Origin of the sequence: Mannheimia haemolytica (assembly GCA_900638155.1) — a bacterium.
Lineage (GTDB): Bacteria > Pseudomonadota > Gammaproteobacteria > Enterobacterales > Pasteurellaceae > Mannheimia > Mannheimia glucosida.
Genome location: LR134495.1, coordinates 674,072 through 700,977, shown reverse-complemented (window position 1 = coordinate 700,977; position 26,906 = coordinate 674,072). Strand labels below are relative to the sequence as shown.

Sequence of the window (26,906 nt, the reverse complement as noted above, 5' to 3'; positions counted from 1 at the left end):
GGAAAAACGGATAAAATACAGCCGATAAACTACCGCTAAAAATGGAAAATATCAATACACAATACTAAAAAATGAAAAATTTATTTCATTTTTGTGATCTAAGTAGCAAGTTTACAGATTGCCTGTATTAAAATGAGACAAAATTTCGTATAGTTTGAAGGTGTATTCCATTTCGTTAAGCGAGGTTTCCTATGTCTAGTCCATTATTGTCTAAACCCAATTTCAACCAACCTGAAGGATTAATTCAGCACATTACCCCTGAAAATGCACAGTGGGAATATGTTGGATTTGATGTTTATCAACTCAGTAAGCAACAAATTACGCTGGAAAGTGGTGAAAATGAACTTTGTTTAGTCTTTGTGACCGGTTTTGGCTCTGTGTATGTTGATGATTATGCCTTTGAAAATATCGGCAACCGTACCACGCCATTTGAAAAAATTCCGCCTTATGCAGTCTATATTCCGCCACACAAAAGCGTGTTGATTAAAACTGAACTCAATTTAGAATTAGCAGTGTGCAAAGCACCAAGTCAAGGTAACTATCCGGTGCGTTTGATTAGCCCGAACCATATCGGTGTGGAAAAACGGGGCTTTGGCAACAATCAACGCTTGGTGCATAATATTCTGCCGGAAACCGAACCTGCCGACAGTTTGCTGGTGGTCGAAGTCTTTACCGATGAAGGCAATACCAGTTCCTACCCAAGCCACAAGCACGATGACAAACACTCTACCGAAGAAACCTATTTGGAAGAGACCTACTACCACCGCTTCGATCCACCACAAGGCTTTGCAATGCAACGGGTTTATACCGATGATCGCACACTTGATGAATGTATGGCGGTGTATGATAAAAATGTGGTTAAAGTGCCTCGTGGCTACCACCCTGTTGCTACCATTGCCGGATATAATAATTATTACCTAAATGTTATGGCAGGGCCGGTACGCAAGTGGAAATTTACTTGGGAACAAGATCATCTTTGGGTGAACAGTGAAACCTATAAAGCCAAATTTGAGTGATACAAGCGGTCTTTTTCCACCAATTTTTTGCAAAATAGGGGATTAAAAAATGGGACGCTTTTGGCGTCCCATTCGGTTATGCTTTCATACAAAGATATTTCATTTCTAAAAACTCTTCAATACCGTATTTCGAACCTTCCCGCCCAAGTCCGGACTCTTTCCAGCCGCCGAACGGAGCGATTTCGTTACTGATGATCCCATCATTAATCCCGACAATGCCATATTCCAACTGCTCCGATACTCGCCAAATTCGCCCGATATTTTGGCTGAATAAGTAAGCCGCCAAACCAAACTCAGTATCATTCGCCCACTGGATAACCTCTTCTTCGGTTTCAAATTTGAAAATCGGGGCAAGGGGAGCAAAGGTTTCCTCACGGGCAACTTTCATCGCTTGAGTGGCATTTTTCAGAATGGTTGGCTGGAAGAAAGTGCCGCCAAGTGCGTGGCGTTTACCGCCTAACACCAGTTCTGCCCCAAGTGAAAGGGCATCGTTAATGTGGCTTTCGACTTTTTCCACTGCTCGTTCACTAATTAGTGCCCCCATCGTGACCTCTTCCTCAAATGGCGAGCCAAGCTTGATTTTAGCCACTTTCTCACTCAATTTTGCAAGAAATTGCTCATAAATGCCCGCTTGCACATAAATTCGGTTAGCACAGACGCAGGTTTGTCCGCCGTTACGGAATTTAGAGGCAAACACGCCCTCAACCGCTTTATCTAGATCCGCATCATCAAACACAATCGCTGGTGCATTACCGCCTAGCTCCAATGCCAATTTTTTTACCGTCCCTGCCGATTGTTGCATTAAAATTTTGCCGACACGGGTGGAGCCGGTAAAGGTGAGTTTGCGTACGGTCGGATTAGTGCTCAACTCTCGCCCTACACCTTCGGCATCGCTACTGGTAATAATGTTAAACACCCCTTTGGGAATACCTGCTTGATCCGCTAATTGGGCTAATGCTAAGGCAGAAAGCGGAGTTTCTGCCGCCGGTTTAATCACAATCGCACAACCTGCGGCCAACGCCGGTGCGGCTTTACGGGTAATCATTGCATTTGGGAAGTTCCACGGCGTAATCGCTGCCACCACACCAATGGGTTGCTTAGTCACAAACAGACGGCGACCGGCTTTATCTTGTGGCAAGACATCGCCATAAATCCGCTTGCCTTCTTCGGCAAACCACTCGATAAAACTGGCTCCATAGGCAATCTCGCCTCGACTTTCTGCCAATGGTTTACCCTGTTCTAGACTTAAAATCTGGGCGAGTTCTTCTTGGTTTTGCATAATCAGCTCAAACCATTTACGCAAAATCACGGAACGCTCTTTGGGCAACAATGCCTGCCATTTTTTCTGGGCAACTGCGGCTGCTTCAATCGCTTGAGCGGTTTCTTCCGTGCCTAAATCAGCCACCTCACCGATTTTCTCGCCATTAGTCGGATTATGTACCGTAAAGGTTTTCCCATTTTGGCTTGAAACAAATTGACCGTTAATATAGGCTTGGAAACGGAGTAGCGAGAATTTTTGGTTTGACATAATCACTCCTTGAATGGTTAAAAAGAGAACAATATTGACTATAATCCAATTTCAGTAAAGAGAAAAGAGCTGAAAAATAACTTTTTACTCAATAATAAAGCACCTTAGACAAGCGTTTTTCTAAGGTGCAACCATTTATTATTGAGAATTAACTTAAATTCTCTACATATTTAATAATTAAGATACAATCATCGGAGCCCATACGAATCCAAAAGCAAGGCCAACAGCAACCCCAACTAAAGCCGGAAGCATAAACGGATGATCTATAATATATTTGCCGGCACGAGTTGAACCCGTAGTATCTAATTCCATCGCTGCTAATGAAGTTGGGTAGGTTGGCAGGATAAAAATGCCTGTAATTGCAATGAAAGAAGCCAAAATTGCCCAGTTAGGGATCCCCAAGCTTACTGCTAATGGAATAATAAGAGCAGAAGTTGACCCTTGTGAATAAAGTAATGCACAAGTAAAAAAGAGTACTACAGCTAACAACATTGGATATTCAGTTAAAATATTTCCAATAGAGGCTTTAATTTCTATTAAATGTGCATCGACAAAAGTCATACCTAATGTAACAATCCCGATAATTACCGCAATAGAGGTCATTCCTGAGCGGAAAATTGGACTAGCCACAATCGCATCAGGTTTAATTTTTCCTGCCAGCATCATTAAGCACGAAGAGGCTAACATCATCACAATAATTATATCTCGGGTACTCATTGACTTCCCATTTTCATATATCGGCTTTAACCCTGGAACAGCTGCAAGTAGAACAATCAATACAGTTGCTAGTAAGAAAATGCCAATCGATAGTTTTGCTCCTTTTGAATGGGTAGATTCACTCGCTAACTTACGAGATGGACTGACGATTCCTGCTTTTAAACGTTCTAAATAAACAACATCATTTTGCAATTCACAGCCCTGCTTAGAAGCAACAAATGCAGCAACCATAGAGGCAATAAAAGAAACAGGTAAGCATACTGCTATTACTTGAAAAAATGTAACACTGTTGTTTTCCATTACTGCTATCATAGCCGCCATTGCAGCACTCAATGGAGAACCTGCAATAGCTAATTGAGAAGACACAACCGAGCCGGCTAATGCTCTTGAAGGGCGGATACCACTCTCTTTTGCCACTTCTGCAATCACAGGTAAGGTGGAAAATACGATAAAACCTGTACCAGCCATAATCGTCATTAACCAAGTAATCATCGGTGCAATAAAATTGATATATTTAGGATTTTTACGCATTAATACTTCCGCATAACGAACAAGTAAATCCATACCTCCTACTGCTTGTAACACAGCAGCACCTATTACAACAGTCATAATAATCAGCATTACATCAACTGGAATAGAACCCATAGGTAAACCAAAACCTAAAGTTAGAATCGCAAGCCCTAAACCACCATATAGTCCTATTCCTAAGCCCCCAGAACGCAGTCCTAAATAGATTGCAGCAAGTACCACAAAGATTTCTGCATAAATCATATCCATCTCCTTAAATTAATGAGTTTGATACCAATCAATTGCTTTTTTAACCAATACCAACGTTGAATCTACATAACGTGTCGGCTCACGTTCTATTTCTTGAGCTAAGATAATAGGTACTTCTGTACAACCTAAAATAATTACTTCTGCACCTAAACGAATAAGTTCATCACGTTGTTGTAACATTAGCTCTGTGGCTTTCTCTAACTCACCTGACTTTAATAAATAGATACTATCCATTACTGCCTTTTGACCATTTTCTGTCGGGCAAATAAAAGTCAGTCCTTGTGCTTCAAGCTGTTTTTTGTATAGTTCTACCGCCAAAGTTGCATCAGTTGCCAACAATCCAACCCGCCGTTTTCCACACTTCAAAACCTCATCAACCACACAATCAATCATACTTAGCATCTCTACCTGACTTTTGGCCTTCAAGTGTTCAAACCAATAATGTGCAGTATTACATGCAATAATGATGCAGGTTGCCCCTGCACTCTCAAGCCCTTCAATATATTTTTCCATTACCGGAGCCGGATTCTCTCCATTTGCTAAAATATAGCGAGTTCTATCCGGTATGTCGGGAATAGAGGAAATCAATAATGGAATATGAGCTTGATCACAATCAGCAGGTGTTAAGCGGATAAATTTTTGGAACATATCTGCTGTTGCTGCAGGTCCCATTCCACCTAAAATGCCAATAATATTTCTTGCCATACACTTCTCCTTATAAGATTTAATTTACTGCGATGACTTATACAAACAAGTTATGCAAAAAAGAAATGCAATAAATCGAATCAGTATGCAAAAAATGCAACAAAGCTCTTTATAGATAGAAAAAAATCTTTAAAATCAATAAAATACTAATATATCAAATATAGATTTAATGCATTTAATGAAATCATAATGCGAAATTTGCATTGGTTAGGATATGAAAAACATAGAAACAAAATGGTTAGAAGATTTCTTAACGCTAGAAGAATGCCGCCATTTTTCTCAGGCAGCAGAAAAAAGAAATTTGTCACAATCTGCATTTAGCAGACGTATTTTAGCTTTAGAAGAGGTTGTAGGAGTGAAGTTATTTGATCGTACCTCTATTCCATTACAACTCACAGAACAAGGTAAGCTATTTCATTCACAAACGCGAAACTTATTACAACAATTACAGAATAATCTAGATGAATTATTAGGACATAATTGTAACTTACCTAATATTAAATTTGCGGCGGCTCATTCCCTTTCTCTTTCTATTATGCCCAAATTAATTAAGAAATTATCACAAACAAATGAAAATTTTATTTATTCCGTTGAAGCAATCGATGTTGACCAAACAGTAAATACTCTAATTGAAGGAAAAAGTGATTTTATTTTTTCATTTTATGATGAAAAATTAATGCAACCCCCATTTATGTCTTTAGAAATAATGCAATCTAAGCTTTACCCTATTTCCCCAATAGATATTACAGGTTCTGCATTATTTAATTTAAACGATAAAAACATACCATTATTAAATTATACACCAAATTCCTATATGGGACGGTTAGTGAATAGAAAGTTAGCTAATACGATTCAATTAAATACAAAAACAAAATTTATTTCATCAATGTCTGAGTTATTAAAAAACATGGTACTAAATCATCAAGGTATTGCATGGCTTCCTGAATATTCTATTAGTGAAGAATTACACAATAAAAAAGTAATCATACTAGACAAAAATGAATTAGTTATTCCAATAAAAGGTTATATTTACAGAATGAATACGAGACTAAATAATGCAGCAGAAAGGTTTTGGGATAATTTACAAAATATTCAATTTATAAATGAAGATATATTAAATAAACCCTAACATTCTATAATAAGAAAAAGCGGTCGATTCTCTGCCAAATTTTGCAAATTTTAGAAGAAAACAGACCGCTTGTCAGGGTTGGAATTAGAGTAACCAGCTGCCAATCAATGCACAGGCAAAACCGGTTAAACCGATGGAAGTTTCAAGCATTGTCCAGGTTTTGAGGGTGGTTTTTTCGTCCATTTCGAGGAAACGGCTCATCAGCCAGAAACCGGAGTCATTGACGTGGGAAAGCACGGTAGAGCCGGAGGCAATGGCAATCACAATAAAGCAGAGGTCGAACTGGCTTAAATCGGTGGCTACTGCGACAGTTGGTGCAATTAATGCTGCGGTTGTGGTTAAGGCAACCGTTGCCGAGCCTTGTGCAATACGGAAAACGGTGGCAATAATAAAGGCAGCGACCACTATCGGCATTCCGGTGTCTTTCATCATTTCCGATAACACATCGCCAATCCCGCTGGCACGCAACACGCCACCAAACATTCCGCCTGCACCGGTCACTAAGACAATCGAGCAGATTGGGCCAAGGGCATTGTTACAGATTTTTTCGATTTGGTCGAAACTGCGATTATCCCGCAACAGCATAATCGCCACAATTAAGGTAATCAGTAAAGCAACAGGGGTTTTGCCGATTAAGCGAAGGCCCTGCACCCACATTTCACTGCCATCAATCACTTTAGCAACGGAGAGGGTATTCAAGCCGGTATCAAACAAAATCAGGATAATCGGCAGCACCAACACCGTGAGTACCTTGCCAAAACTTGGCGGGTTTTGTACTGCCATTTCGTTTGCTGATAAGCCGTTTAAAAACGCTTTTGGCAAATCAACGTGAATGCGTTTGCTGATAAATTGGCTGAACAGGTAAGTGCCGATATACCACGTTGGGATTGCACAAACCAAGCCCACCAAGACTAGCAGCCCCATATTCACACCAAGCAGATCACCGGAGGCAACCGGGCCGGGGTGTGGCGGCAGAAAGGCATGCATTACCGCAAACGCACCGGCAGACGGAAACGCATAACGTAATACCGATCCACCGAACTGTCTTGCCACACTAAAAATAATCGGTAACATCACCACCAAGCCGGCATCAAAGAAAATCGGGAAACCGAATAACAGCGAGGCAACGCCCAACGCAAAAGGCGCACGTTCTTTACCGAATTTATTGATAAGCGTATCGGCAAGCACTTTCGCCCCGCCGGTGATTTCAAGCAAGCGGCCAATCATCGCCCCAAGCCCTACCAGTAACGCCACTGATGCCAGCGTACTACCAAAACCATTCAACAATGTTGGCAGGATTTTATCCACCGGAATACCGGCAGCTAATGCAGTGAGCAAGCTCACGATAATCAATGCCACAAAAGCGTGGACTTTAAATTTCATAATCAGCACCAGCAATAAAATGATGGCGGCAAACATAATGAACAGTAACATAGGATCTCCTAAGGTTAAATTGTTATCGGTAACATAACCAAAAAGCAGTTTAGAGTAAACGGTTGTGGAGCTTTTATTTCAAAATTGTGATCTACTTCAAATTTTCCTGAAATAGCAGATGATTTTTCAGAATAACCTGTTACATTAACGGCTAAATGAGCGTTACCAGTAACACAAGGAAATTCAATGGCAAACGGCAAAGCATTTATTTTAATGGGGGTGTCCAGCACCGGCAAAACCAGCGTGGGAACGGCGGTCGCACAGCGGTTAGGAATGAAATTGATTGATGGGGACGACTTACACCCTCGTGCCAATATTCTGAAAATGGCGAGTGGCACGCCACTCAATGATGCAGATCGCACGCCGTGGTTGGAGCGGATTAACGATGCAGTGTTCAGTTTTGAACAAAAAAGCGAAAAAGGGATTATCGTCTGCTCAGCATTGAAGAAAAAGTACCGAGACCAGATCCGACAAGGCAATGCCGATGTGACATTTCTATTCCTTCACGGCTCATTTGATCTGGTGCTGGCTCGAATGCAACAACGTAAAGGGCATTTTATGAAACCGGAAATGCTCCAAAGTCAGTTCAATACACTGGAAATTCCACAAGCAGACGAGCCAGATGTGATTTTTATTGATATTGACGGCAATTTTGACGAGGTTGTAGAGCATTGCATAAAGGCGGTTGAGCCGTTGCTTTAATCACAAGCGGTGGATTTTGCGGATTTTTTTGCAAATTCAACCGCTTGTCTAGGCTACACACTTTCCCCCAAATGAATGTGATAGCCCAAGTTAATAATCGGGCTTTGTTGCTGTACACTGTGAATACGGTTGAGTAGCTCTTGGGCGGCAACTCTGCCTATTTCAAGGCGAGGTGTGATGACGCTGGCAAGCTGCGGCGTGAGGGATTGCCCGACATCGTGGCCGTGAAAACCGGCGATTTTAATCTGCTGCGGTACATTAATGCCTAACCGTTGGCACTCAAATAATGCCCCGATTGCCAAGTCATCATTAGTGCAAAAAATGCCGTCCACTTGCGGAATTTGCACCAAAGCTTGTTTTAGCTGGCTTGCTCCAAGTGTGAAAGAAGAATGCTCTGCGGTAGTAATACTGTGTGGAGTTAAGCCGTGTTTGAGCATTGCCTGTTCGTAGCCCTGCATTTTCAGCTGAGAGCGTTTATCCATTCTCGCCCCAAAATACACCACCTGTCGGCAGCCTCGATGAATCATTGTTTCTACCATCGCTTGAGCCGCAGAAATATTGTCAAATCCAACCGCTTGCTGAATCCCACATTCACCACTTTCCATTATCTCTATTACCGGAATGTTCGCCACCTCCAGCATTTTCAAGGTGCGGGGCGAGTGGTGATTTTCCGATAAAATAATGCCGTCAATATTGTACGAAAGCAGCGACTCAATCCGCTGTTCTTCCTTCTGCTCGCTGTAACCATAGTGGGCGAGCATAGTTTGGTAGCCGGCTTGGTCGGTAATCTGCTCAATGCCTTTAATCACATCGGCAAACACTTGGTTGGTAAGCGAGGGAACCAGCACGCCAATCGCTCGGCTTTTGGCATTCGAGAGAATATCCGGTGCACGGTTTGGGATATAGCCAAACAGCTCTATCGCTTGTGCAATCCGCTCGCCGGTCTTTTTGGCAACGGTGTTTGGATCCCGCAAAAAGCGACTGACCGTCATTTTGGTAATATCGAGATGGGTAGCGATGTCTTGCAAAGTTGGGCGTTTCGGTTTTCTCATTGGAATAGATAACGAAAAAATTTAATTTCGCTGATTATAACTGAAGATAAGGCAATAATTGCAAAATATTCGGTGAAATTGACCGCTTGTTACTACTCTTGCCTGAACTCTTTCGGGGTTTTACCAAACTCTTTTTTAAACACGGCATAGAAATATTGTAAAGAGGGATAACCGCACACATTGGCAATTTCTTGGGTCGAAATCTCGGTAAATTTGAGCATATATGTTGCTCTTGCTAATTTTTCCTCGTGAATCACCTGGTGAATTGTCTTATTCATTTCCTGCTTAAAACGCTGTTCAAGGTTAGAGCGGGAAATTTTAAGATGATCCAGTACTTGCTCTACTTTAATGCCTTGGCAAGCTCGGTGACGAATAAAGTGCATAGCTTGGATTACCATTGGGTCTTGCAAAGAACGATAATCGGTCGAACGGCGTTCTTCCACTTTTACCGGCGGGATTAAAATTGGCTTGGTTGAAACCGGTAGATTATTTAATTTTCGATATAATAACTTCGCAGCGTGATAGCCGATTTGTGATGTTCCTTGTGTGACTGAAGAAAGAGAAACCCGAGAGAGGTATTGAATCAACTCTTCGTTATCAATACCAATCACGCAAAGTTGTTCAGGTACAGCGATTTTTAAATGCTCACAGGTTTGAAGCAGGTGTCTTGCCCTTGCGTCAGTAACGGCAATAATGCCCGTGTGGGCTGGTAAGGTTTGTAACCACTCGCCTAATTTGGCTTGTAATTCAACCCAATTATCTGAATGAAATTGATCACCAATATAACAATTTGGGTGATGTTCATATTTTTCCATCAACTGAATAAAGGCATTTTTTCGCTCTATCGCCCAATGTTTTTCCGTTTCTGCAGGATAGCCGTAAAACGCAAATTGGTTGATTCCTTTTTGTTTTAGGTGTAAAAATGCTGCCTCAACTAAGGCGTAATTGTCGGTAGCAACATAAGGAAGGTCAGGGTAATAGTCAGGGTTTTGGTAAGAACCGCCTACTGCTACAATGGGGACGTCAATATCTTTAAGTAGCTCAACTGTTTCCAAATCGTCAAAATCGGCAATAATGCCGTCAATCGACAGGCTTTCGATACTGTTTTTATGATAGACAAAATCATCTTCCACAAAAATATCCCAAGTACATTGTGATGCTTGAATAAACTGCCCAATGCCCTGCATTACTCCTCTGTCATAAATTTTGTTAGCATTAAAAAGTAAGGCAATTTTATAAGATTGTTCTATCATTACTTCCTCCAGTACCCACTTTCAAAAGTAACTATAAAATAAAATTATTTTTTGATCAAAACGAATAAAAGAATAAAACCCCGGTATTTCTACCAGGGTTTTAAGCTCAATTTTGATTAAGATTATTCCGCAGCTGCTTCAGTTGCAACTTCTGGGCGATCCACTAACTCAATGTAAGCCATTGGAGCATTATCACCTGCACGGAAACCACATTTCAAAATGCGAGTGTAACCACCCGCACGTTGTGCAAAACGTGGACCTAATTCATTGAATAATTTAGCAACTGTATCAACGTTGCGTGTACGGGCAAAAGCTAAACGGCGATTTGCAACGCTGTCTGCTTTAGCTAAAGTAATTAACGGCTCAACTACACGGCGTAACTCTTTCGCTTTTGGTAAAGTTGTCTTGATGATTTCGTGTTCAACAAGCGCACTTGCCATATTACGGAACATCGCTTGGCGATGGCTGCTGTTACGGTTTAATTGACGTCCACTCTTACGATGGCGCATAACCTATTCCTTCTTAGAAAATCTATACCGAAAAACTAGTCTTCTGCAATACTTGCAGGTGGCCAGTTTTCAAGGCGCATACCGAGTGATAAACCACGAGAAGCAAGAACATCCTTAATCTCTGTAAGAGATTTTTTACCCAAGTTCGGGGTTTTAAGAAGTTCAACTTCTGTACGTTGTACTAAATCACCGATATAGTGAATTGTCTCTGCTTTCAAACAGTTAGCAGAACGAACTGTCAGCTCTAGGTCATCTACTGGACGAAGAAGAATAGGATCAAATTCCGGTTTTTCTTCTTTCACTTCAGGTTGACGAACATCACGCAAATCAACGAATGCAGCAAGTTGTTCTGCTAAAATCGTTGCAGCACGACGGATAGCTTCTTCAGGATCTAACGTTCCGTTAGTTTCCATCTCAATAACGAGTTTATCTAAGTCTGTACGTTGTTCAACACGAGCAGCTTCGACATTGTAAGCAATGCGATCTACAGGTGAAAAACGTGCATCTACTAATAAACGACCGATAGGACGGTCATCGTTTTGAGTATGAAGACGTGCTGATGCAGGAACATAACCTCGACCACGTTGAACACGAATGCGCATATTAATTGACGCATTCTTATCTGTTAAATGACAGATTACGTGATCAGGATTCACAATTTCTACATCGCCATCGTGTGTGATGTCGGCTGCAGTTACAGGGCCAATTCCAGATTTATTTAGTGTCAAAATAATATCATCTTTATTTTGCACTTTTACCGCTAGACCTTTAAGGTTTAATAATACCTCAAGAATATCTTCCTGAACGCCTTCTTTGCTGCTGTACTCATGTAGTACACCATCAATTTCAACTTCAGTAACTGCACAACCCGGCATAGATGAAAGTAAAATGCGGCGAAGTGCGTTACCTAATGTATGGCCAAAACCACGTTCTAACGGCTCTAATGTCACTTTAGCATGAGTTGAACTAACTTGTTCAATATTTACTAAGTGCGGCTTTAAAAATTCTGTCACAGAACCCTGCATTTTTTCCTCTCTTTGCGGTTAAGCTAACTATTATTTAGAGTAAAGCTCAACGATCAGATGTTCATTAATATCTGCTGATAGATCAGAACGCTCTGGACGACGTTTAAATACGCCTTCCATTTTAGTTGCATCAACTTCTAACCAAGTTGGTTTTTCACGTTGAGTTGCTAATTCTAATGATGCTTTAATACGTGCTTGTTTTTTCGATTTTTCACGAACAGCAACAACATCATCAACAGAAACTTGGAATGAAGGAATGTTTACTACACGACCGTTTACTACGATTGATTTATGGCTAACAAGCTGACGTGCTTCTGCACGTGTTGCTGCAAAACCCATACGATAAACTACGTTATCTAAACGACCTTCCAATAATACTAGTAAGTTTTCACCGGTATTACCTTTTAAGCGGTTCGCTTCTGTATAATAATTACGGAATTGACGCTCTAAGATACCATAAATACGGCGAACTTTTTGTTTTTCACGTAATTGACTACCATAGTCAGATAAACGTGGCTTGCGAGCACCATGTTGACCAGGCGCTACATCAAGTCTATTTCTACATTTTGATTCAATCGCACGAACGCCTGATTTTAAGAATAAATCAGTACCTTCACGACGGCTTAGCTTGAGCTTAGGACCCAAATATCTTGCCATTTTCTTTCTCCAATTCTTTTAACGTCAATTAAACACGACGTTTTTTCGGTGGACGACAACCGTTATGTGGAATCGGAGTCACATCAGTAATATTCGTGATACGGAAACCTGCTGCATTTAATGCACGGATTGTTGACTCACGACCTGGACCCGGTCCTTTAACCATAACTTCCAAATTCTTTAAACCAAACTCTTTAACCATTTCTGCACAACGCTCTGCAGCAACTTGAGCAGCGAATGGAGTCGATTTACGAGAACCACGGAAACCTGAACCACCTGCAGTTGCCCAAGCTAGAGCATTACCTTGACGGTCAGTAATAGTAACGATTGTGTTATTGAAAGATGCGTGGATATGAGCTACGCCATCTGCAATCTGTTTTTTTACGCGCTTACGTGCGCGAACTGGTGTTTTAGCCATTATTTATCTACTCCGACTATTTTTTGATCGGTTTGCGTGGACCTTTACGGGTACGCGCATTAGTCTTAGTACGTTGACCACGTACCGGTAAACTACGACGATGACGTAAACCACGGTAGCAACCTAAGTCTAAAAGACGTTTGATGCTTAAAGTTACTTCACGACGTAAATCCCCTTCGACAGTAAATTTACCAACTTCTTCACGCAGTTTTTCAATCTGCTCTTCAGACAATTCTCTGATCTTTACATCTTCGGCAATACCCGTTGCAGCACAGATGGCTTTTGCACGAGTTTTACCGATACCGTAAATTGCAGTTAATGCGATTACAGTGTGTTTTTGATCAGGAATGTTAATGCCTGCAATACGGGCCACTATGCACTCCTATTATTTAAGTTTATTGATATACTGATCTTGAAAAGCCCGTTTCAGGATACTCAAACAGTATATCAGGACGAATGAGCTGAGCAGTATAACTGCTCAGCGGGTTCTTTGCAAGAAATATGCGTAAATTAACCTTGACGTTGTTTGTGTTTAGGATCGCTACAAATTACACGAACCACACCTTCACGTTTGATTACTTTACAATTACGGCACATTCTTTTTACTGAAGCACGAACTTTCATTGCTTATCCTTTATTAACGGCCTATTAATTTAGACCTTTTAAGTTAGCTTTCTTCAACACAGAATCATATTGTTGAGACATTAAATGACTCTGAACCTGTGCGATGAAATCCATAATAACAACCACTACAATCAATAATGATGTACCACCTAATTGGAATGGCACCTTCCATAACGACGTAATGATGTAAGGAACCAAACAAACAAAAGCAATATATAACGCACCAATTAAGGTTAAACGTGTCATTACTTTATCGATATAACGAGATGTTTGTTCGCCTGGTCGGTAACCTGGTACAAACGCACCTGATTTCTTAAGATTATCCGCTGTATCACGAGGATTATACTGCATTCCTGTATAAAAGAAAGCAAAGAAAATCACTGCCATTGTGAATAATACAACATACAGTGGTTGACCTGGCTGTAATAGTTGTGAAAGGTTAAATAACCACTCAAATCCTTCGCTTTGACCAAACCATTGAGTAATACTTGCCGGGAATAAAATAATACTTGAAGCAAAAATTGCCGGTATTACCCCTGCCATATTCACTTTTAATGGTAAGTGAGAAGTTCTTGCAGGCGCCATCATTCGACCTTGTTGGCGACTTGCATAGTTTACAACTATTCTTCTTTGTCCACGTTCAACAAAAACAACAAAATAAGTTACTGCAAATGCAATTATTGCAACTAGTAGTAAGACGATAAATGATAACTCGCCTTGACGGGCTTGTTCAATTGTCTGCCCTATCGTTGCTGGAAGATCTGCAACAATACCTGCAAAAATAATCAATGAGATACCGTTTCCGATACCACGCTCAGTGATTTGTTCGCCTAGCCACATTAGGAACATTGTTCCTGTCACTAAGCTTACTACAGAAGTTACATAGAATAATATACTTGGATTAGGAACTAATCCATGTACCATATTCGGTAGGGCTAGTGAAATACCAATAGATTGAATAAATGCTAATAACAGTGTGCCATAGCGTGTATATTTACTGATTTTCCGACGACCTGCTTCACCTTCTTTCTTTAATTCAGCTAGAGGTGGGTGAATCGCTGTCAATAATTGGATAATAATTGACGCTGAAATATAAGGCATAATACCTAGTGCAAATATAGATGCACGGCTTAAAGCACCACCAGAGAACATATTAAACATATCAATGATGGTGCCTTGCTGTTGTCGAATTAATTCGGATAATACAGAAGCATCAATGCCAGGAACAGGTATAAAAGAACCGATACGGAAAACGATTAACGCACCTAAAACAAACAATAGTCTTGATTTAAGCTCGCCAGTCCCTTTTTGTGTACTACCTTGGTACCCTGGTTGCTTTGCCATCTTTATTCCTCGATAGAACCGCCAGCAGCTTCAATAGCAGCTTTAGCACCTTTAGTTACACGTAAGCCTTTCACCACAACTGCTTTTTCAATTTTACCTGCTAAAATTACTTTAGCAGATAAAATATCTTTAGTAATGATGTTTGCTGCTTTTAATGTCTCTAAAGTTACTTCGTTGCCATCTACTTTAGCTAAGTCGTTTAAACGAATTTCAGCCACATGGAATGATTTTAATGAAGTAAAACCAAATTTTGGTAAACGACGATATAAAGGCATTTGACCACCCTCGAAACCACGACGAACACCGCCGCCTGTACGAGATTTTTGACCTTTATGGCCACGTCCACCAGTTTTACCTAAACCGGAACCAATACCACGACCTAGACGTTTTGCACTGTGCTTAGCACCTTCAGCTGGAGAAAGAGAATTTAAACGCATTCTATTACTCCTCTACTTTAACCATATAAGACACTTGATTGATCATACCACGCACTGCTGGTGTATCTTCAAGTTCTACAGTATGACGAATATGACGAAGACCTAAGCCTTTTAACGTTGCTTTATGTTTCGGTAAACGAGCGATAGAGCTACGAGTTTGAGTTACTTTAATTTTTGCCATATCCAATTACCCCAAAATTTCTTCAACTGTTTTGCCACGTTTTGCAGCAACCATTTCAGGTGATTTCATGTTCTCAAGTGCATCGATTGTTGCACGAACAACGTTAATTGGGTTAGTTGAACCATACGCTTTAGAAAGAACGTTACGAACACCCGCAACTTCTAATACTGCACGCATTGCACCACCAGCGATGATACCTGTACCTTCGCTTGCTGGTTGCATAAATACGCGTGAACCTGTATGTGAACCTTTAACTGGATGTTGTAATGTACCTTCATTTAAAGCTACATTGATCATATTGCGACGAGCTTTTTCCATCGCTTTTTGGATTGCTGCTGGAACTTCACGTGCTTTACCGTAACCAAAACCTACACGACCGTTACCATCGCCCACTACTGTTAAAGCAGTGAAACTCATAATACGACCACCTTTTACGGTTTTTGAAACACGGTTAACCGCGATTAGCTTTTCCTGCAGTTCACCAGCTTGTTTTTCGATGTTTGACATCTCAAATTCCTCTATTAGAACTGTAGACCAGCTTCACGAGCAGCATCTGCTAATGATTGCACACGACCGTGGTATTTGAAACCAGAACGATCAAAAGCAACCGCTTGAATACCTTTGGCAATTGCACGCTCAGCAACGATTTTACCCACTACTGCTGCGGCTTCTTTATTACCGGTATATTTAACTTGCTCTTTAATTACTTTTTCAACAGTTGAAGCTGCTGCTAGTACTTCTGAGCCATTAGGTGCAATTACCTGCGCATAAATATGGCGAGGTGTGCGATGCACAACTAAACGTGTTGCACCTTGCTCTCTCATTAAATGACGTGCACGGCTTGCACGACGGATACGAGCTATTTTCTTATCCATAGTGTTACCTTACTTTACTTTTTCTTCGCTTCTTTAGTACGTACTACTTCATCAGAGTAACGTACACCTTTACCTTTATAAGGTTCAGGTTTGCGATATGCACGAATATCTGCTGCCACTTGGCCAATTAACTGCTTGTCAGCACTTTTCAGAATAATTTCTGTTTGTGATGGACATTCACCAGTTACACCTGCTGGCAACGCGTGTTCTACTGGGTGAGAGAAACCTAAACTTAAAGCAACAGCATTGCCTTTCATTTGTGCTCTATAACCAACACCCACTAATTGCAATTTCTTAGTAAAGCCTTCAGTAACTCCGATCACCATATTATTTACTAGTGCACGAGCCGTACCTGCTTGAGCATCTGCATTAGCAATACCTTCACGTGGAGCGAAAGTTAATGCATCAGCTTCTTGTTTTACTTCAACTGCATTGTGAATTTCACGAGATAACTCGCCGTTTTTACCTTTAACTGTTAATAGCTGACCGTTAAGTTTTACCTCAACACCGGCAGGAATATTAACAGGTGCTTTTGCAACACGAGACATTTTTCCTACCTCTCTATTATGCTACGTAACAGATAATTTCACCGCCGAGGCCTGCTTGACGTGCAGCACGGTCGGTCATTACACCTTTAGATGTAGAAACAACTGCGATACCTAAACCACCCATTACTTTTGGTAACTCATCTTTACGTTTATAAATACGTAAACCAGGACGGCTAACACGTTGAATACTTTCTACAACCGGTTTGTTTTGGAAATATTTTAAAGTAATTTCCAGTTCAGGTTTAACACCTTCAACAACTTTAACGCTTTCGATATAACCTTCTTCAGCTAAAACATTTGCAATAGCAACTTTTAACTTAGATGAAGGCATACTGATTGCAACTTTATTCGCAGCTTGACCGTTACGAATACGGGTCAGCATATCTGCGATTGGATCTTGCATGCTCATGTATTTACTCCCATGATTCCAAATTAAAAGAGGTTATTACCAGCTTGCTTTCTTAAGACCCGGAATTTCACCGCGCATAGCAGCTTCACGAACCTTAATACGGCTTAAACCAAACTTACGAAGTACACCGTGTGGGCGACCAGTTTGGCGGCAACGATTACGCTGACGGATTGGGCTAGAGTCACGTGGAAGTGTTTGTAACTTCAACACTGCGTCCCAACGCTCTTCATCAGATGCATTTACATCAGAGATGATTTTCTTTAATTCTTCACGTTTTGCGTAGAATTTATCAGCTAATTTAGCACGTTTTACATCGCGTGCGATCATTGATTGTTTTGCCACGATAACCTACCTTATTTACGGAATGGGAAATTGAAAGCAGCTAATAAAGCTTGACCTTCTTCATCAGTTTTCGCTGAAGTGGTGATAGTAATATCTAAACCACGTACACGATCTACTTTATCGTAGTCGATTTCAGGGAAAATGATTTGCTCACGAACACCCATACTGTAATTACCACGACCATCGAATGACTTAGCGTTTAAACCACGGAAGTCACGGATACGTGGAACAGCGATAGTAATCAATCTTTCAAAGAATTCCCACATACGTTCACCACGTAGGGTTACTTTGCAACCGATTGGATACCCTTGACGGATTTTAAAGCCTGCAACAGATTTGCGAGCTTTGGTTACTAAAGGTTTTTGACCGCTGATTGCTGCTAAATCCGCTACTGCGTTATCTAACAGTTTTTTGTCGGTCAATGCTTCACCCACACCCATATTCAGGGTAATCTTTTCGATTCGTGGGACTTGCATGACAGATGAGTAGTTGAATTTCTCTTTTAATTCATTAACTACTGTATCTCTGTAGTAATCATGCAGTTTCGCCATCACATTACTCCAGTTAATTAAATTGATTTCTCGTTAGATTTGAAGAAACGCACTTTTTTGCCATCTTCGAATCTAAATCCTACACGGTCAGCTTTGTTGGTTTCAGGGTTGAAGATTGCAACGTTTGAAACATCGATTGCCGCTTCTTTTTTCACTAAACCGCCAGCTTTACCTAATGCAGGAACTGGTTTCTCGTGTTTAGTGATGATGTTGATACCCTCAACAAAAACTTTACCATTTGGTAACACTTTAGTTACCTTACCACGTTTGCCCTTATCTTTACCGGTAAGAACAATTACTTCATCGTTTTGACGGATTTTTGCAGCCATTACATTCTCCTTATAGTACTTCTGGAGCTAAAGAGATGATTTTCATAAACTTCTCAGAACGAAGTTCACGAGTCACCGGTCCAAAAATACGAGTACCGATTGGTTGCTCAGTGTTATTGTTTAAAATTACACAAGCATTGCCATCGAAACGAATAACTGCGCCATCTGGGCGACGAACACCCTTCTTGGTGCGCACAACAACTGCTTTTAACACATCACCTTTTTTAACTTTACCGCGTGGAATTGCTTCTTTTACAGTAACTTTAATGATATCGCCAATAGCAGCGTAACGACGGTGCGATCCACCTAGAACCTTGATACACATTACGCTACGAGCCCCTGAGTTATCAGCAACGTCCAGCATAGTCTGTTCTTGGATCATATTAGTGCTCCGTTAAAATAAAAAAACACCCTTTCGGGACGAACCTGTTTACACAAGATAAACAGGGTGCAAAATATACTACAAAAACCACTCATTAATCAAGTGAATTTTTAAGCTAATTTAATAGTTTAAGTAAGCTTATTTATAAATTGTTTCAACTATCAATAAACTGTCCTATAACTCATATAAAAACCCCAAGATATCTTGGGGTTTAACTATGGGGTTTAACTAACATTACTCTACAGTCACCGCTTTTGCAAGGTTACGAGGTTGGTCAACGTCCGTTCCTTTGATTAAGGCAATGTGATATGAAAGTAGTTGTAACGGCACGGTGTAGAAAATCGGTGCGGTTACTTCATCAACTTTCGGCATTACAATCGTTTTGAAGCCTTCTGCTTCTTCAAAACCTGCATCGTGATCGGCAAACACATATAACTGACCGCCTCTTGCACGCACTTCTTCAATATTGGATTTCACTTTCTCAAGCAAGTCATTTTCCGGTGCTACCACCACTACCGGCATATCGCTATCAATTAATGCTAACGGGCCGTGTTTTAACTCGCCTGCGGCATAAGCTTCTGCGTGAATATATGAAATCTCTTTTAATTTCAATGCAGATTCCATCGCAATCGGGTAATATTCTCCACGACCTAAGAACAATGTGTGGTGTTTATCCGCAAAATCTTCCGATAATTTTTCGATTTGTTTATCGAACACTAACGCACTTTCAATTTGTGCTGGTAAGCGTTGTAAAGATTGCACGATATGGTGTTCTTGCTCCTCACTCATTCTGCCTTGTAAGCGTCCAATCGCGACATTTAACAATAACAAGCAGGTTAATTGGGTAGTAAACGCTTTGGTTGATGCTACCCCAATTTCCACACCGGCTTTAGTTAAGAACTCAAAATCGGATTCACGCACTAATGAAGAACTTGCCACATTACATACCGTCATTGCCGCCATATAACCTGACTCTTTCGCTAAACGAAGTGCAGCTAACGTGTCCGCGGTTTCGCCTGATTGTGAAAGGGTGATTAACAAGCTGTTCGGGCGAGTAACGAATTTACGGTAACGGAATTCTGAGGCAATTTCCACATCACAACTCACGCCTGCAATGGATTCAAACCAATAACGTGAAACCATACCGGCATTGTAAGATGTACCACAAGCCACAATTTGAACGTGTTCTACTTTCGATAAAATCTCTGCCGCATTCGGTGCAATGGCTGAAATATCTACTTTACCGTCTTTGATACGACCATCTAAGGTGTTCATAATCGCAACCGGCTGCTCAAAGATTTCTTTTTGCATATAGTGACGATATTGCCCTTTGTCTGCCGCATCTGCTTCAAAGTTACCTTCGTGAATTTCACGTTCTACTTTGTTGCCTTCACGGTCATAAATATCCACTGTGCGACGGGTAATTTCCGCTACATCGCCTTCTTCTAAATAAGCAAAACGGCGAGTTACACTTAATAACGCAAGCTGGTCTGAAGCGAGGAAGTTCTCGCCCACACCGTAACCAATCACTAACGGGCTGCCTGAACGAGCCACAATTAAATGATCCGGCTCTTCTTCATTTAACACTACTGTGCCGTAAGCACCGCGCAGTTGTACCACGGTTTTTTGTACCGCTTCTAATAATGAAGAGGCAGAACGCAATTCCCATTCCACCAAATGAGCAATTACTTCGGTATCGGTTTGAGATTGGAACACATAACCACGCTCTTGTAACACTACTTTTAACTCTTCGTAGTTTTCGATGATCCCATTGTGAACCACAGCAATTTTACCGCTACGATGTGGGTGAGCGTTAGTTTCTGACGGCTCGCCGTGCGTTGCCCAGCGAGTGTGTGCGATCCCAGTGCCGCCTAATAGTGGCTTAGTGTCTAACGCTTCATCTAAGGCTTTCACTTTACCGACACGGCGTACAATTTGCATTGTTTTATCATCTGCATTTAATACTGCTACACCAGCTGAGTCATATCCACGGTATTCTAAGCGATGTAAACCATCAACCAAGATTTCTGCGATATCACGTTGTGCTACTGCACCTACAATTCCACACATAAATTTGCTTTCCTATGTTTAAGTTTAAAGATTCATTTGAGCTACTGCTATTTTGCAATAACCACTTCGACACCCATTTTTTCGATTTGTTCTTTCGTTTCAAAACTTAACTGGCTGTCGGTAATAATTTTGGTAATATTTTGCCATTCCAATTCAATATTCGGCATTTTTCGACCAATCTTTTGCGATTCAATTAGCACAATTACTTCACGGCTCACTTCTGCCATTACCTGACTTAAGCCGACTAATTCATTAAAGGTAGTCGTGCCTCGAGCCAAATCTAAACCGTCCGCACCAATAAAAAGCTGATCGAAATCGTATGAACGTAACACCTGTTCCGCTACCTTGCCTTGGAAGGATTCAGAACGGCTATCCCAAGTGCCGCCGGTCATCAACACTGTTGGTTCGCATTCAAGGGAAGTCAATTCCGCCGCTAAATTCAGCGAATTCGTCATCACCACCAAGCCGGTTTGGTTCAATGCTTTTACCAAAGCGCCGGTCGTGCTACCACTGTCAATAATGATACGGTTATGATCTCGGATACAATCACGGGCGGCTTGAGCAATCATTTTCTTTTGAATCGAAAGTTGTTCGATAAACGCTTCTTCCATCATTTCTGATGGGATTTTTACCGCCCCACCATACTTACGCAATAAAAAACCACTTTCTTCCAAAGCGGTTAAATCTTTTCTAATCGTAACTTCAGACGTCTCAAAGAAATGAGCGAGTTCATCTACACTCACTTCATTTTTCTCTTGTACCATTTGAACAATTAAATGGCGGCGTTGTTGCGTGTTACGTTTTGACATTATAATCTTCACTTAAATTTCGTTTCAAAACTTTTGCATTATAAAGAAAGCTCGCGAAAAGAAAAGCAGAAAATGCAAAATTTACAAAATCTATACAAAATAAAACCGCTTGTAATATTGATTTACAAGCGGTTGATTTCTTGAAATTTTTTGCAATTATTTGATTTGGCTACCAATCACGCCACCAAGTGCGGCACCACCTAAAGTTGCACCGGTAGATTCACCAATCGCGTGACCAGCCACACCGCCAATTGCCGCACCGATTGCAGTATTACGTTGCGTTTTTGTCATATTGTTACAGCCAGACACAGCAACCATTAATACCATTGCACCAACAACTTTCAAAATAGATTTCATAATAATCCCTCATAATTAATCAATTTCAAATAAGCCAATATTCTTGGCTATGCTATAAGATTTAATTTATTTAGAAAGGTTCAACTACTACCACCTATGAATTGCAAATTTTTTCACAATTTAGGCCGCTTGTTGATTGAACTGTGAGCTTGCTCACAGAATTTTATGGTATTTCTTGCTATATTGTATAGCAATCTATGCGATAACTCATTAAGGAAATAAAAATGAAATTAAAAAAATTATCTTTGGCACTCTCGACTTTATTACTCGGTTCAGCCTTTGCCAACTCTGCTTTAGCAGAAGGTCGTTTAACCGTTTATTGTAGTGCCACTAACGAACTTTGTGAGCAAGAAGTGCAAGCATTCGGCAAAAAATATGATGTTAAAGTGGCATTTGTGCGTAACGGTTCAGGCAGTACATTGGCGAAAATTGAAGCAGAGAAGAACAATCCTCAAGCTGATGTATGGTATGGCGGTACCTTAGATCCACATTCACAAGCCGCAGAAATGGGTTTACTCGAGCCATATAAATCGCCGAACCTCGAACAAATTATCGAGAAATTCCGTGACCCGGCAAAATTAAAAGGCAACTACTCTTCGGCTGTGTATATGGGGATTTTAGGTTATGGTGTGAATTTAGACCGAATCAAAAAACTCGGCATTGAAAAAGTGCCTAGCACTTGGGAAGACTTGCTCGACCCTCGCCTAGCCGGTGAAATCCAAATTGCCGACCCACAAAGCTCCGGCACGGCTTATACTGCAATTGCGACCTTCGTACAACTTTGGGGCGAAGAGAAAGCCTTCGACTATTTCCGCAAATTACACAAAAACATTTCACAATATACCAAATCCGGCATCACACCGGCACGCAATACCGCCCGTGGTGAAACCGCTATCGGTATCGGTTTCTTACACGACTATGCGATTGAGAAGAAAAACGGGGCTAACATTGAAATGACCGCACCAACAGACGGCACAGGCTACGAATTAGGCGGTGTGAGTATCCTCAAAGGTGCAAGAAATCTTGATAATGCAAAACTGTTCGTGGATTGGTCGCTTTCTAAAGAAGCTCAAGAACTCTCTTGGCAAAAAGGCAATGCGTTCCAAGTATTAACCAACACCACAGCAGAAGCCTCGCCTTACGCACTTGATCCGAAAAACTTAAACTTAATCAATTATGATTTTGAAAAATACGGCTCGAGTGAAGAGCGTAAACGCTTGATTGATAAGTGGGTAAATGAAGTAAAATTAGCGAAATAGTGTTAATCTTTCCACTGAGGGGATAAGCAATTATCCCCTCTCTAATTATAAGAATCTGTGAGGTGTTATGCAGAATTTTTCCTTTTCCCGACCGCTTGTTTGGGTGCTTATCGGGTTACTCGGTTTTCTCTTGTTACCGTCTAAAGCCTTAGATTATGGTCTGTTTGACTCAACCTCTGATGAACTGCTCGCCGCAATGGGCTGGTCGAGTATCAACATTACTTGGGCGTGGTTTTTACCGCTTTTGGTATTTTTATTGCCAAATTCGACCGCTTGTAAAACCAGAGCCAAGCTAGAATTAGTTGGGCTGGGCGTGCTGTTCGCCTTTATTTTCCTGTCAGCGATTGTGCTGAAAATCAGCCTCGGTTATGCGGTGTTGCCGTTGATTATTGCCATTATGGGGCTTGCGACCCAAAATTTAGCAACGCTCAAAGTAATGCAGGGTGACCGCTTTATTATCGGCTCGTTACTGAGCATTATTCTGCTGATTTTCTTTTTTATTGTGTATCCGACCATCGCCATTTTTGTGTCGATGTTCTACAACGGCTCGGAATTTGTGCCAAGCCAAGTGCTGACAATTTTGCAACAACCTTATGTGGCTCGTGTGGTAGGCAACTCGCTCTCCGTTGCCGGCACAGTCGGCGTTCTCTCCACCCTATTCGGCTTGGCGTTTGCCCTCTACACCACTCGAATTGCCAAACGCTCCGCGTTTATCGGGCGGATTTTCTCGATTTTACCCATCGTCACGCCGCCGTTTGTGGTCGGTTTAGGCGTAACCCTAATGCTTGGGCGTTCCGGCTATGTGACAGAATTTCTAGTCGATTATTTCGGCTTTGCCAATAACTGGCTGTATGGTTTCACCGGTATTGTGATCGCCCATACCCTCGCGCTCACGCCAATGTCGTTTATGATTTTGGAAGGGGCGTTGAAATCCATTCACCCTTCGGTGGAAGAAGCGGCTTACACCTTGCGTTCCAACCGCTATCAAGCCTTTTTTAACATCATTTTCCCGTTGTTAAAACCAGCGCTCGCAAACTCCTTTTTAGTAGTGGCAATTCAATCCCTCGCCGACTTCAGTACGCCGTTAGTGTTGGGCGGTAGCTTTGATGTGATTGCAACCCAAATCTACTTCTACATTGCTGGTTCTCAACTGGATTACGCCTCCGCCAGCACGCTCGGAGCAATTTTGTTGGTATTCTCCCTAGCCATTTTCGTGATCCAATACCTCTGGATCGGCAATCGCTCTTATGTGACGGTGTCCGGCAAATCTTATCGAGGCGATGTGCAAGACTTACCAAGCGGTATGAAATGGCTGATTATTTGCACCTTATTGTTCTGGGGAACTTTCAACTTAGTGCTGTACGGCAGTATTTTCTACGGCAGTTTTACCGTGAACTGGGGCGTGGATTATACTTTAACGCTTGATAACTACATCAAGCTATTCGGGCAAGGGTTTAGCGATGGCGGTTTCCCATCATTAATTCAAACCGTGATTTTCGCTGCCGCTGCCGCTCCGATTACTGCGCTATTCGGCTTGCTGATCGCCTATGTGACAGTTCGGCGTGATTTCAACGGTAAGAAAACCCTAGAATTTTTAACCCTGCTCTGCTTTGCCGTGCCGGGAACGGTGGCAGGCGTCTCTTACATTCTTGCCTTTAACGATGCCCCGATTTACCTAACCGGCACCGGTATGATCATTATTCTCTCAATGGTAATGCGGAATATGCCGGTGGGTATGCGAGCGGCGATTGCCGGCTTGGGGCAGTTAGATAAATCGCTGGACGAAGCCTCGCTCTCGCTGAAAGCCGGTTCGTTCAAAACAATGCTGTTTGTGGTGTTACCGCTGCTCAAACCGGCTCTGCTCTCCGCCCTCGTCACCAGCTTTGTGCGAGCAATGACCACCGTGAGTGCGATTGTGTTCTTAGTCACTGCCGACACCCGTGTGGCAACCTCCTACATTCTCAACCGTGTGGAAGACGGTGAATACGGCATTGCGATTGCCTACGGCTCAATTTTAATTGTGGTGATGATGGCGATTATCCTGATTTTTGACTGGATTGTCGGCGACACCCGCATCGCCCGCTCTAAGGCGAAAAAGATGTAAGTTAGCTCTTTCATAGTACTAATGGCTGAGCAAACAATTTTGTAGGGTGGACGTAAGTCCACGTATTGATGATTTCTCTGTATTTTATTCGTGGACTTACGTCCACCCTACAATCAATGACAACAGAACAGCTATAGGCAAAAGGACAATATATGAACAACGATTTCTTAGTTTTAAAAAATGTCACCAAATCTTTCGGCAAGGTGACGGTAATTGATAACCTCAACCTCAGCATTCCACAGGGCAAAATGGTGACTTTACTCGGGCCTTCCGGCTGCGGTAAAACCACCGTACTGCGTTTAGTGGCAGGGCTGGAAAACCCGACTTCGGGGCAAATTTTTATTGATGGCGAAGATGTGACCCAAAGTTCGATCCAGCACCGTGATATTTGCATTGTGTTCCAGTCTTATGCATTATTTCCACATATGTCGATTGGCGATAATGTCGGCTACGGCTTGAAAATGCAGGGCGTACCGAAAGAAGAACGGCTGCAACGAGTGAAAGAGGCGTTGGAATTGGTGGATTTAGGCGGTTTTGAAGATCGCTTTGTCGATCAAATCTCCGGCGGACAGCAACAACGTGTCGCCCTCGCCCGTGCCTTAATTCTGAAACCGAAAGTGCTACTGTTCGATGAACCACTGAGTAACCTTGACGCTAACTTACGCCGTTCAATGCGGGAGAAAATCCGTGAATTACAGCAACGTTTAAACATTACTTCCCTTTATGTGACTCACGATCAGTCCGAAGCCTTTGCGGTTTCAGATGAAGTAATTGTGATGAACAAGGGAAGAATTATGCAAAAAGCTTCAGCCAAAGAGTTATACCTTCGCCCTAATTCTTTATTCTTAGCAAATTTTATGGGTGAAAGTAGCATTTTTGAAGGCACGATAGCTGGCAACCAAATTAATATAAATGGATATCAATTTACGTTATCAAATGCTGAACAATTTGAGTTACCCGATGGGGAATGTTTAGTTGGCATTCGTCCAGAAGCTATTCATTTAGCTGAACAAGGAAATATAAGTCAACTCTGTAAAATTAAAAATGCAGTTTATATGGGAAATCATTGGGAAATTATAGCTGAATGGGAAGGGAAAGATTTATTAGTCAATACTAAACCTGAAAATTTTTATCCTCATATCAAACAGGCCTATGTACATTTTATCGAACAAGGTGTTTTTCTTTTAAAGAAAGAGCTATAACGAATTTATACTAAATTAAGAGGAAGGTAGTTATAACTATTTAGCAATTTTGAGAAAAATAGGCCGCATGCAAAATCTCTTGATGACAAGCGGTCTTTTCTCGCCGATTTTTTGCAAATGAAATGATATGGCTAGCTTAATCGGCATAAAAGCAAAAGAGG

At 41.5% G+C, this 26,906-nt stretch carries 32 protein-coding genes; 6 read left to right on the top strand and 26 right to left on the bottom strand.

The genetic code is table 11. From position 1 onward, the window contains the following. Positions 1-191 precede the first annotated feature (191 nt). Positions 192-1,016, top strand: coding sequence for a 5-deoxy-glucuronate isomerase (iolB, locus tag EL242_RS03705; RefSeq protein WP_126301544.1), 825 nt, complete (start codon positions 192-194; stop codon positions 1,014-1,016). Positions 1,017-1,092: 76 nt separating this feature from the next. Here the strand turns inward: iolB and EL242_RS03700 are convergent, their stop codons facing one another. The 3 genes from EL242_RS03700 to EL242_RS03690 all read right to left on the bottom strand — a co-directional run bounded on the left by EL242_RS03700 (position 1,093) and on the right by EL242_RS03690 (position 4,743). Continuing rightward, on the bottom strand, positions 1,093-2,544 hold the full coding sequence (locus EL242_RS03700; protein ID WP_126301543.1) for an NAD-dependent succinate-semialdehyde dehydrogenase: 1,452 nt from the start codon (positions 2,542-2,544) through the stop codon (positions 1,093-1,095). Between the two features lie 177 nt (positions 2,545-2,721). After that, positions 2,722-4,032 carry an anaerobic C4-dicarboxylate transporter gene (locus tag EL242_RS03695; RefSeq protein WP_126301542.1) on the bottom strand — a complete coding sequence of 437 codons (1,311 nt, stop codon included), beginning with the start codon at positions 4,030-4,032 and terminating at the stop codon, positions 2,722-2,724. A 15-nt stretch (positions 4,033-4,047) separates the two neighbouring features. Continuing rightward, a complete protein-coding gene (locus EL242_RS03690; RefSeq protein WP_126301541.1) occupies positions 4,048-4,743 on the bottom strand; it encodes an aspartate/glutamate racemase family protein in 696 nt (231 codons plus the stop codon). 214 nt (positions 4,744-4,957) lie between these two features. Here EL242_RS03690 and hypT point away from each other — a divergent pair, with 214 nt between their 5' ends. Continuing rightward, positions 4,958-5,872 (top strand): hypochlorite stress DNA-binding transcriptional regulator HypT, encoded by a 915-nt coding sequence (hypT, locus tag EL242_RS03685; protein WP_126301540.1) that lies wholly within the window; start codon positions 4,958-4,960, stop codon positions 5,870-5,872. An 84-nt stretch (positions 5,873-5,956) separates the two neighbouring features. Here hypT and EL242_RS03680 read toward each other — a convergent pair whose 3' ends face one another. After that, positions 5,957-7,306: a GntP family permease gene (locus EL242_RS03680; protein ID WP_126301539.1), complete on the bottom strand. Its 1,350-nt coding sequence runs from the start codon at positions 7,304-7,306 to the stop codon at positions 5,957-5,959. Between the two features lie 186 nt (positions 7,307-7,492). Between EL242_RS03680 and EL242_RS03675 the strand changes: the two genes are divergently transcribed. Beyond that, positions 7,493-8,008 (top strand): gluconokinase, encoded by a 516-nt coding sequence (locus tag EL242_RS03675; protein WP_126301538.1) that lies wholly within the window; start codon positions 7,493-7,495, stop codon positions 8,006-8,008. A 53-nt stretch (positions 8,009-8,061) separates the two neighbouring features. Here the strand turns inward: EL242_RS03675 and gntR are convergent, their stop codons facing one another. The 22 genes from gntR to EL242_RS03565 form a co-directional block, all read right to left on the bottom strand. Next, positions 8,062-9,060, bottom strand: a complete 999-nt coding sequence (gene gntR / locus EL242_RS03670) for a gluconate operon transcriptional repressor GntR (protein WP_126301537.1) — start codon at positions 9,058-9,060, stop codon at positions 8,062-8,064. A gap of 92 nt (positions 9,061-9,152) precedes the next feature. Continuing rightward, positions 9,153-10,313 (bottom strand): XylR family transcriptional regulator, encoded by a 1,161-nt coding sequence (locus EL242_RS03665; RefSeq protein WP_006250014.1) that lies wholly within the window; start codon positions 10,311-10,313, stop codon positions 9,153-9,155. A 122-nt stretch (positions 10,314-10,435) separates the two neighbouring features. Then, positions 10,436-10,822, bottom strand: coding sequence for a 50S ribosomal protein L17 (gene rplQ, locus EL242_RS03660; RefSeq protein ID WP_006250015.1), 387 nt, complete (start codon positions 10,820-10,822; stop codon positions 10,436-10,438). A gap of 35 nt (positions 10,823-10,857) precedes the next feature. Then, positions 10,858-11,847: a DNA-directed RNA polymerase subunit alpha gene (locus EL242_RS03655; protein WP_006250016.1), complete on the bottom strand. Its 990-nt coding sequence runs from the start codon at positions 11,845-11,847 to the stop codon at positions 10,858-10,860. Positions 11,848-11,877: 30 nt separating this feature from the next. Further along, entirely contained in the window at positions 11,878-12,504 is a 627-nt protein-coding gene (gene rpsD / locus EL242_RS03650; RefSeq protein ID WP_006250017.1) for a 30S ribosomal protein S4, read from the bottom strand. 28 nt (positions 12,505-12,532) lie between these two features. Beyond that, positions 12,533-12,922: a 30S ribosomal protein S11 gene (rpsK, locus tag EL242_RS03645; RefSeq protein WP_005705959.1), complete on the bottom strand. Its 390-nt coding sequence runs from the start codon at positions 12,920-12,922 to the stop codon at positions 12,533-12,535. Positions 12,923-12,938: 16 nt separating this feature from the next. Next, positions 12,939-13,295, bottom strand: a complete 357-nt coding sequence (rpsM, locus tag EL242_RS03640) for a 30S ribosomal protein S13 (protein ID WP_005599322.1) — start codon at positions 13,293-13,295, stop codon at positions 12,939-12,941. Between the two features lie 137 nt (positions 13,296-13,432). Beyond that, positions 13,433-13,546, bottom strand: coding sequence for a 50S ribosomal protein L36 (gene rpmJ / locus EL242_RS03635; protein WP_006250018.1), 114 nt, complete (start codon positions 13,544-13,546; stop codon positions 13,433-13,435). A 24-nt stretch (positions 13,547-13,570) separates the two neighbouring features. Further along, positions 13,571-14,890: a preprotein translocase subunit SecY gene (gene secY, locus EL242_RS03630; protein WP_006251510.1), complete on the bottom strand. Its 1,320-nt coding sequence runs from the start codon at positions 14,888-14,890 to the stop codon at positions 13,571-13,573. A gap of 2 nt (positions 14,891-14,892) precedes the next feature. Further along, the gene (gene rplO, locus EL242_RS03625) at positions 14,893-15,327 is read right to left on the bottom strand and encodes a 50S ribosomal protein L15 (protein ID WP_126301536.1); all 435 of its coding nucleotides are present in this window, start codon (positions 15,325-15,327) and stop codon (positions 14,893-14,895) included. Positions 15,328-15,331: 4 nt separating this feature from the next. Beyond that, positions 15,332-15,508 (bottom strand): 50S ribosomal protein L30, encoded by a 177-nt coding sequence (gene rpmD / locus EL242_RS03620; protein WP_006250021.1) that lies wholly within the window; start codon positions 15,506-15,508, stop codon positions 15,332-15,334. A 6-nt stretch (positions 15,509-15,514) separates the two neighbouring features. Beyond that, on the bottom strand, positions 15,515-16,015 hold the full coding sequence (gene rpsE / locus EL242_RS03615) for a 30S ribosomal protein S5 (protein WP_005705945.1): 501 nt from the start codon (positions 16,013-16,015) through the stop codon (positions 15,515-15,517). 14 nt (positions 16,016-16,029) lie between these two features. Then, the gene (rplR, locus tag EL242_RS03610; RefSeq protein WP_126301535.1) at positions 16,030-16,383 is read right to left on the bottom strand and encodes a 50S ribosomal protein L18; all 354 of its coding nucleotides are present in this window, start codon (positions 16,381-16,383) and stop codon (positions 16,030-16,032) included. A gap of 14 nt (positions 16,384-16,397) precedes the next feature. Beyond that, positions 16,398-16,931, bottom strand: a complete 534-nt coding sequence (rplF, locus tag EL242_RS03605; RefSeq protein ID WP_126301534.1) for a 50S ribosomal protein L6 — start codon at positions 16,929-16,931, stop codon at positions 16,398-16,400. Between the two features lie 16 nt (positions 16,932-16,947). Further along, a complete protein-coding gene (rpsH, locus tag EL242_RS03600; RefSeq protein WP_006250025.1) occupies positions 16,948-17,340 on the bottom strand; it encodes a 30S ribosomal protein S8 in 393 nt (130 codons plus the stop codon). A 36-nt stretch (positions 17,341-17,376) separates the two neighbouring features. Further along, a complete protein-coding gene (gene rpsN / locus EL242_RS03595; protein WP_126301533.1) occupies positions 17,377-17,682 on the bottom strand; it encodes a 30S ribosomal protein S14 in 306 nt (101 codons plus the stop codon). An 11-nt stretch (positions 17,683-17,693) separates the two neighbouring features. After that, positions 17,694-18,233, bottom strand: coding sequence for a 50S ribosomal protein L5 (rplE, locus tag EL242_RS03590; protein WP_126301532.1), 540 nt, complete (start codon positions 18,231-18,233; stop codon positions 17,694-17,696). A gap of 17 nt (positions 18,234-18,250) precedes the next feature. Then, complete coding sequence (rplX, locus tag EL242_RS03585; RefSeq protein WP_126301531.1) at positions 18,251-18,562, bottom strand: 50S ribosomal protein L24; 312 nt, start codon at positions 18,560-18,562, stop codon at positions 18,251-18,253. Positions 18,563-18,572: 10 nt separating this feature from the next. Beyond that, positions 18,573-18,944 carry a 50S ribosomal protein L14 gene (gene rplN / locus EL242_RS03580; protein ID WP_005711998.1) on the bottom strand — a complete coding sequence of 124 codons (372 nt, stop codon included), beginning with the start codon at positions 18,942-18,944 and terminating at the stop codon, positions 18,573-18,575. A 234-nt stretch (positions 18,945-19,178) separates the two neighbouring features. Beyond that, the gene (glmS, locus tag EL242_RS03575; protein ID WP_126301530.1) at positions 19,179-21,014 is read right to left on the bottom strand and encodes a glutamine--fructose-6-phosphate transaminase (isomerizing); all 1,836 of its coding nucleotides are present in this window, start codon (positions 21,012-21,014) and stop codon (positions 19,179-19,181) included. Between the two features lie 47 nt (positions 21,015-21,061). Continuing rightward, positions 21,062-21,823, bottom strand: a complete 762-nt coding sequence (locus EL242_RS03570; protein ID WP_006251516.1) for a DeoR/GlpR family DNA-binding transcription regulator — start codon at positions 21,821-21,823, stop codon at positions 21,062-21,064. A 156-nt stretch (positions 21,824-21,979) separates the two neighbouring features. Further along, complete coding sequence (locus tag EL242_RS03565; RefSeq protein WP_370501622.1) at positions 21,980-22,150, bottom strand: glycine zipper 2TM domain-containing protein; 171 nt, start codon at positions 22,148-22,150, stop codon at positions 21,980-21,982. A gap of 254 nt (positions 22,151-22,404) precedes the next feature. On the opposite strand from EL242_RS03565, the gene EL242_RS03560 reads away from it, so the two are divergent. The 3 genes from EL242_RS03560 to fbpC all read left to right on the top strand — a co-directional run bounded on the left by EL242_RS03560 (position 22,405) and on the right by fbpC (position 26,745). Next, entirely contained in the window at positions 22,405-23,439 is a 1,035-nt protein-coding gene (locus EL242_RS03560; protein ID WP_126301529.1) for an ABC transporter substrate-binding protein, read from the top strand. Between the two features lie 67 nt (positions 23,440-23,506). Further along, complete coding sequence (locus tag EL242_RS03555) at positions 23,507-25,543, top strand: ABC transporter permease (RefSeq protein ID WP_126301528.1); 2,037 nt, start codon at positions 23,507-23,509, stop codon at positions 25,541-25,543. A 152-nt stretch (positions 25,544-25,695) separates the two neighbouring features. Next, positions 25,696-26,745 (top strand): ferric ABC transporter ATP-binding protein, encoded by a 1,050-nt coding sequence (gene fbpC, locus EL242_RS03550; RefSeq protein ID WP_126301527.1) that lies wholly within the window; start codon positions 25,696-25,698, stop codon positions 26,743-26,745. Positions 26,746-26,906: the final 161 nt, after the last annotated feature.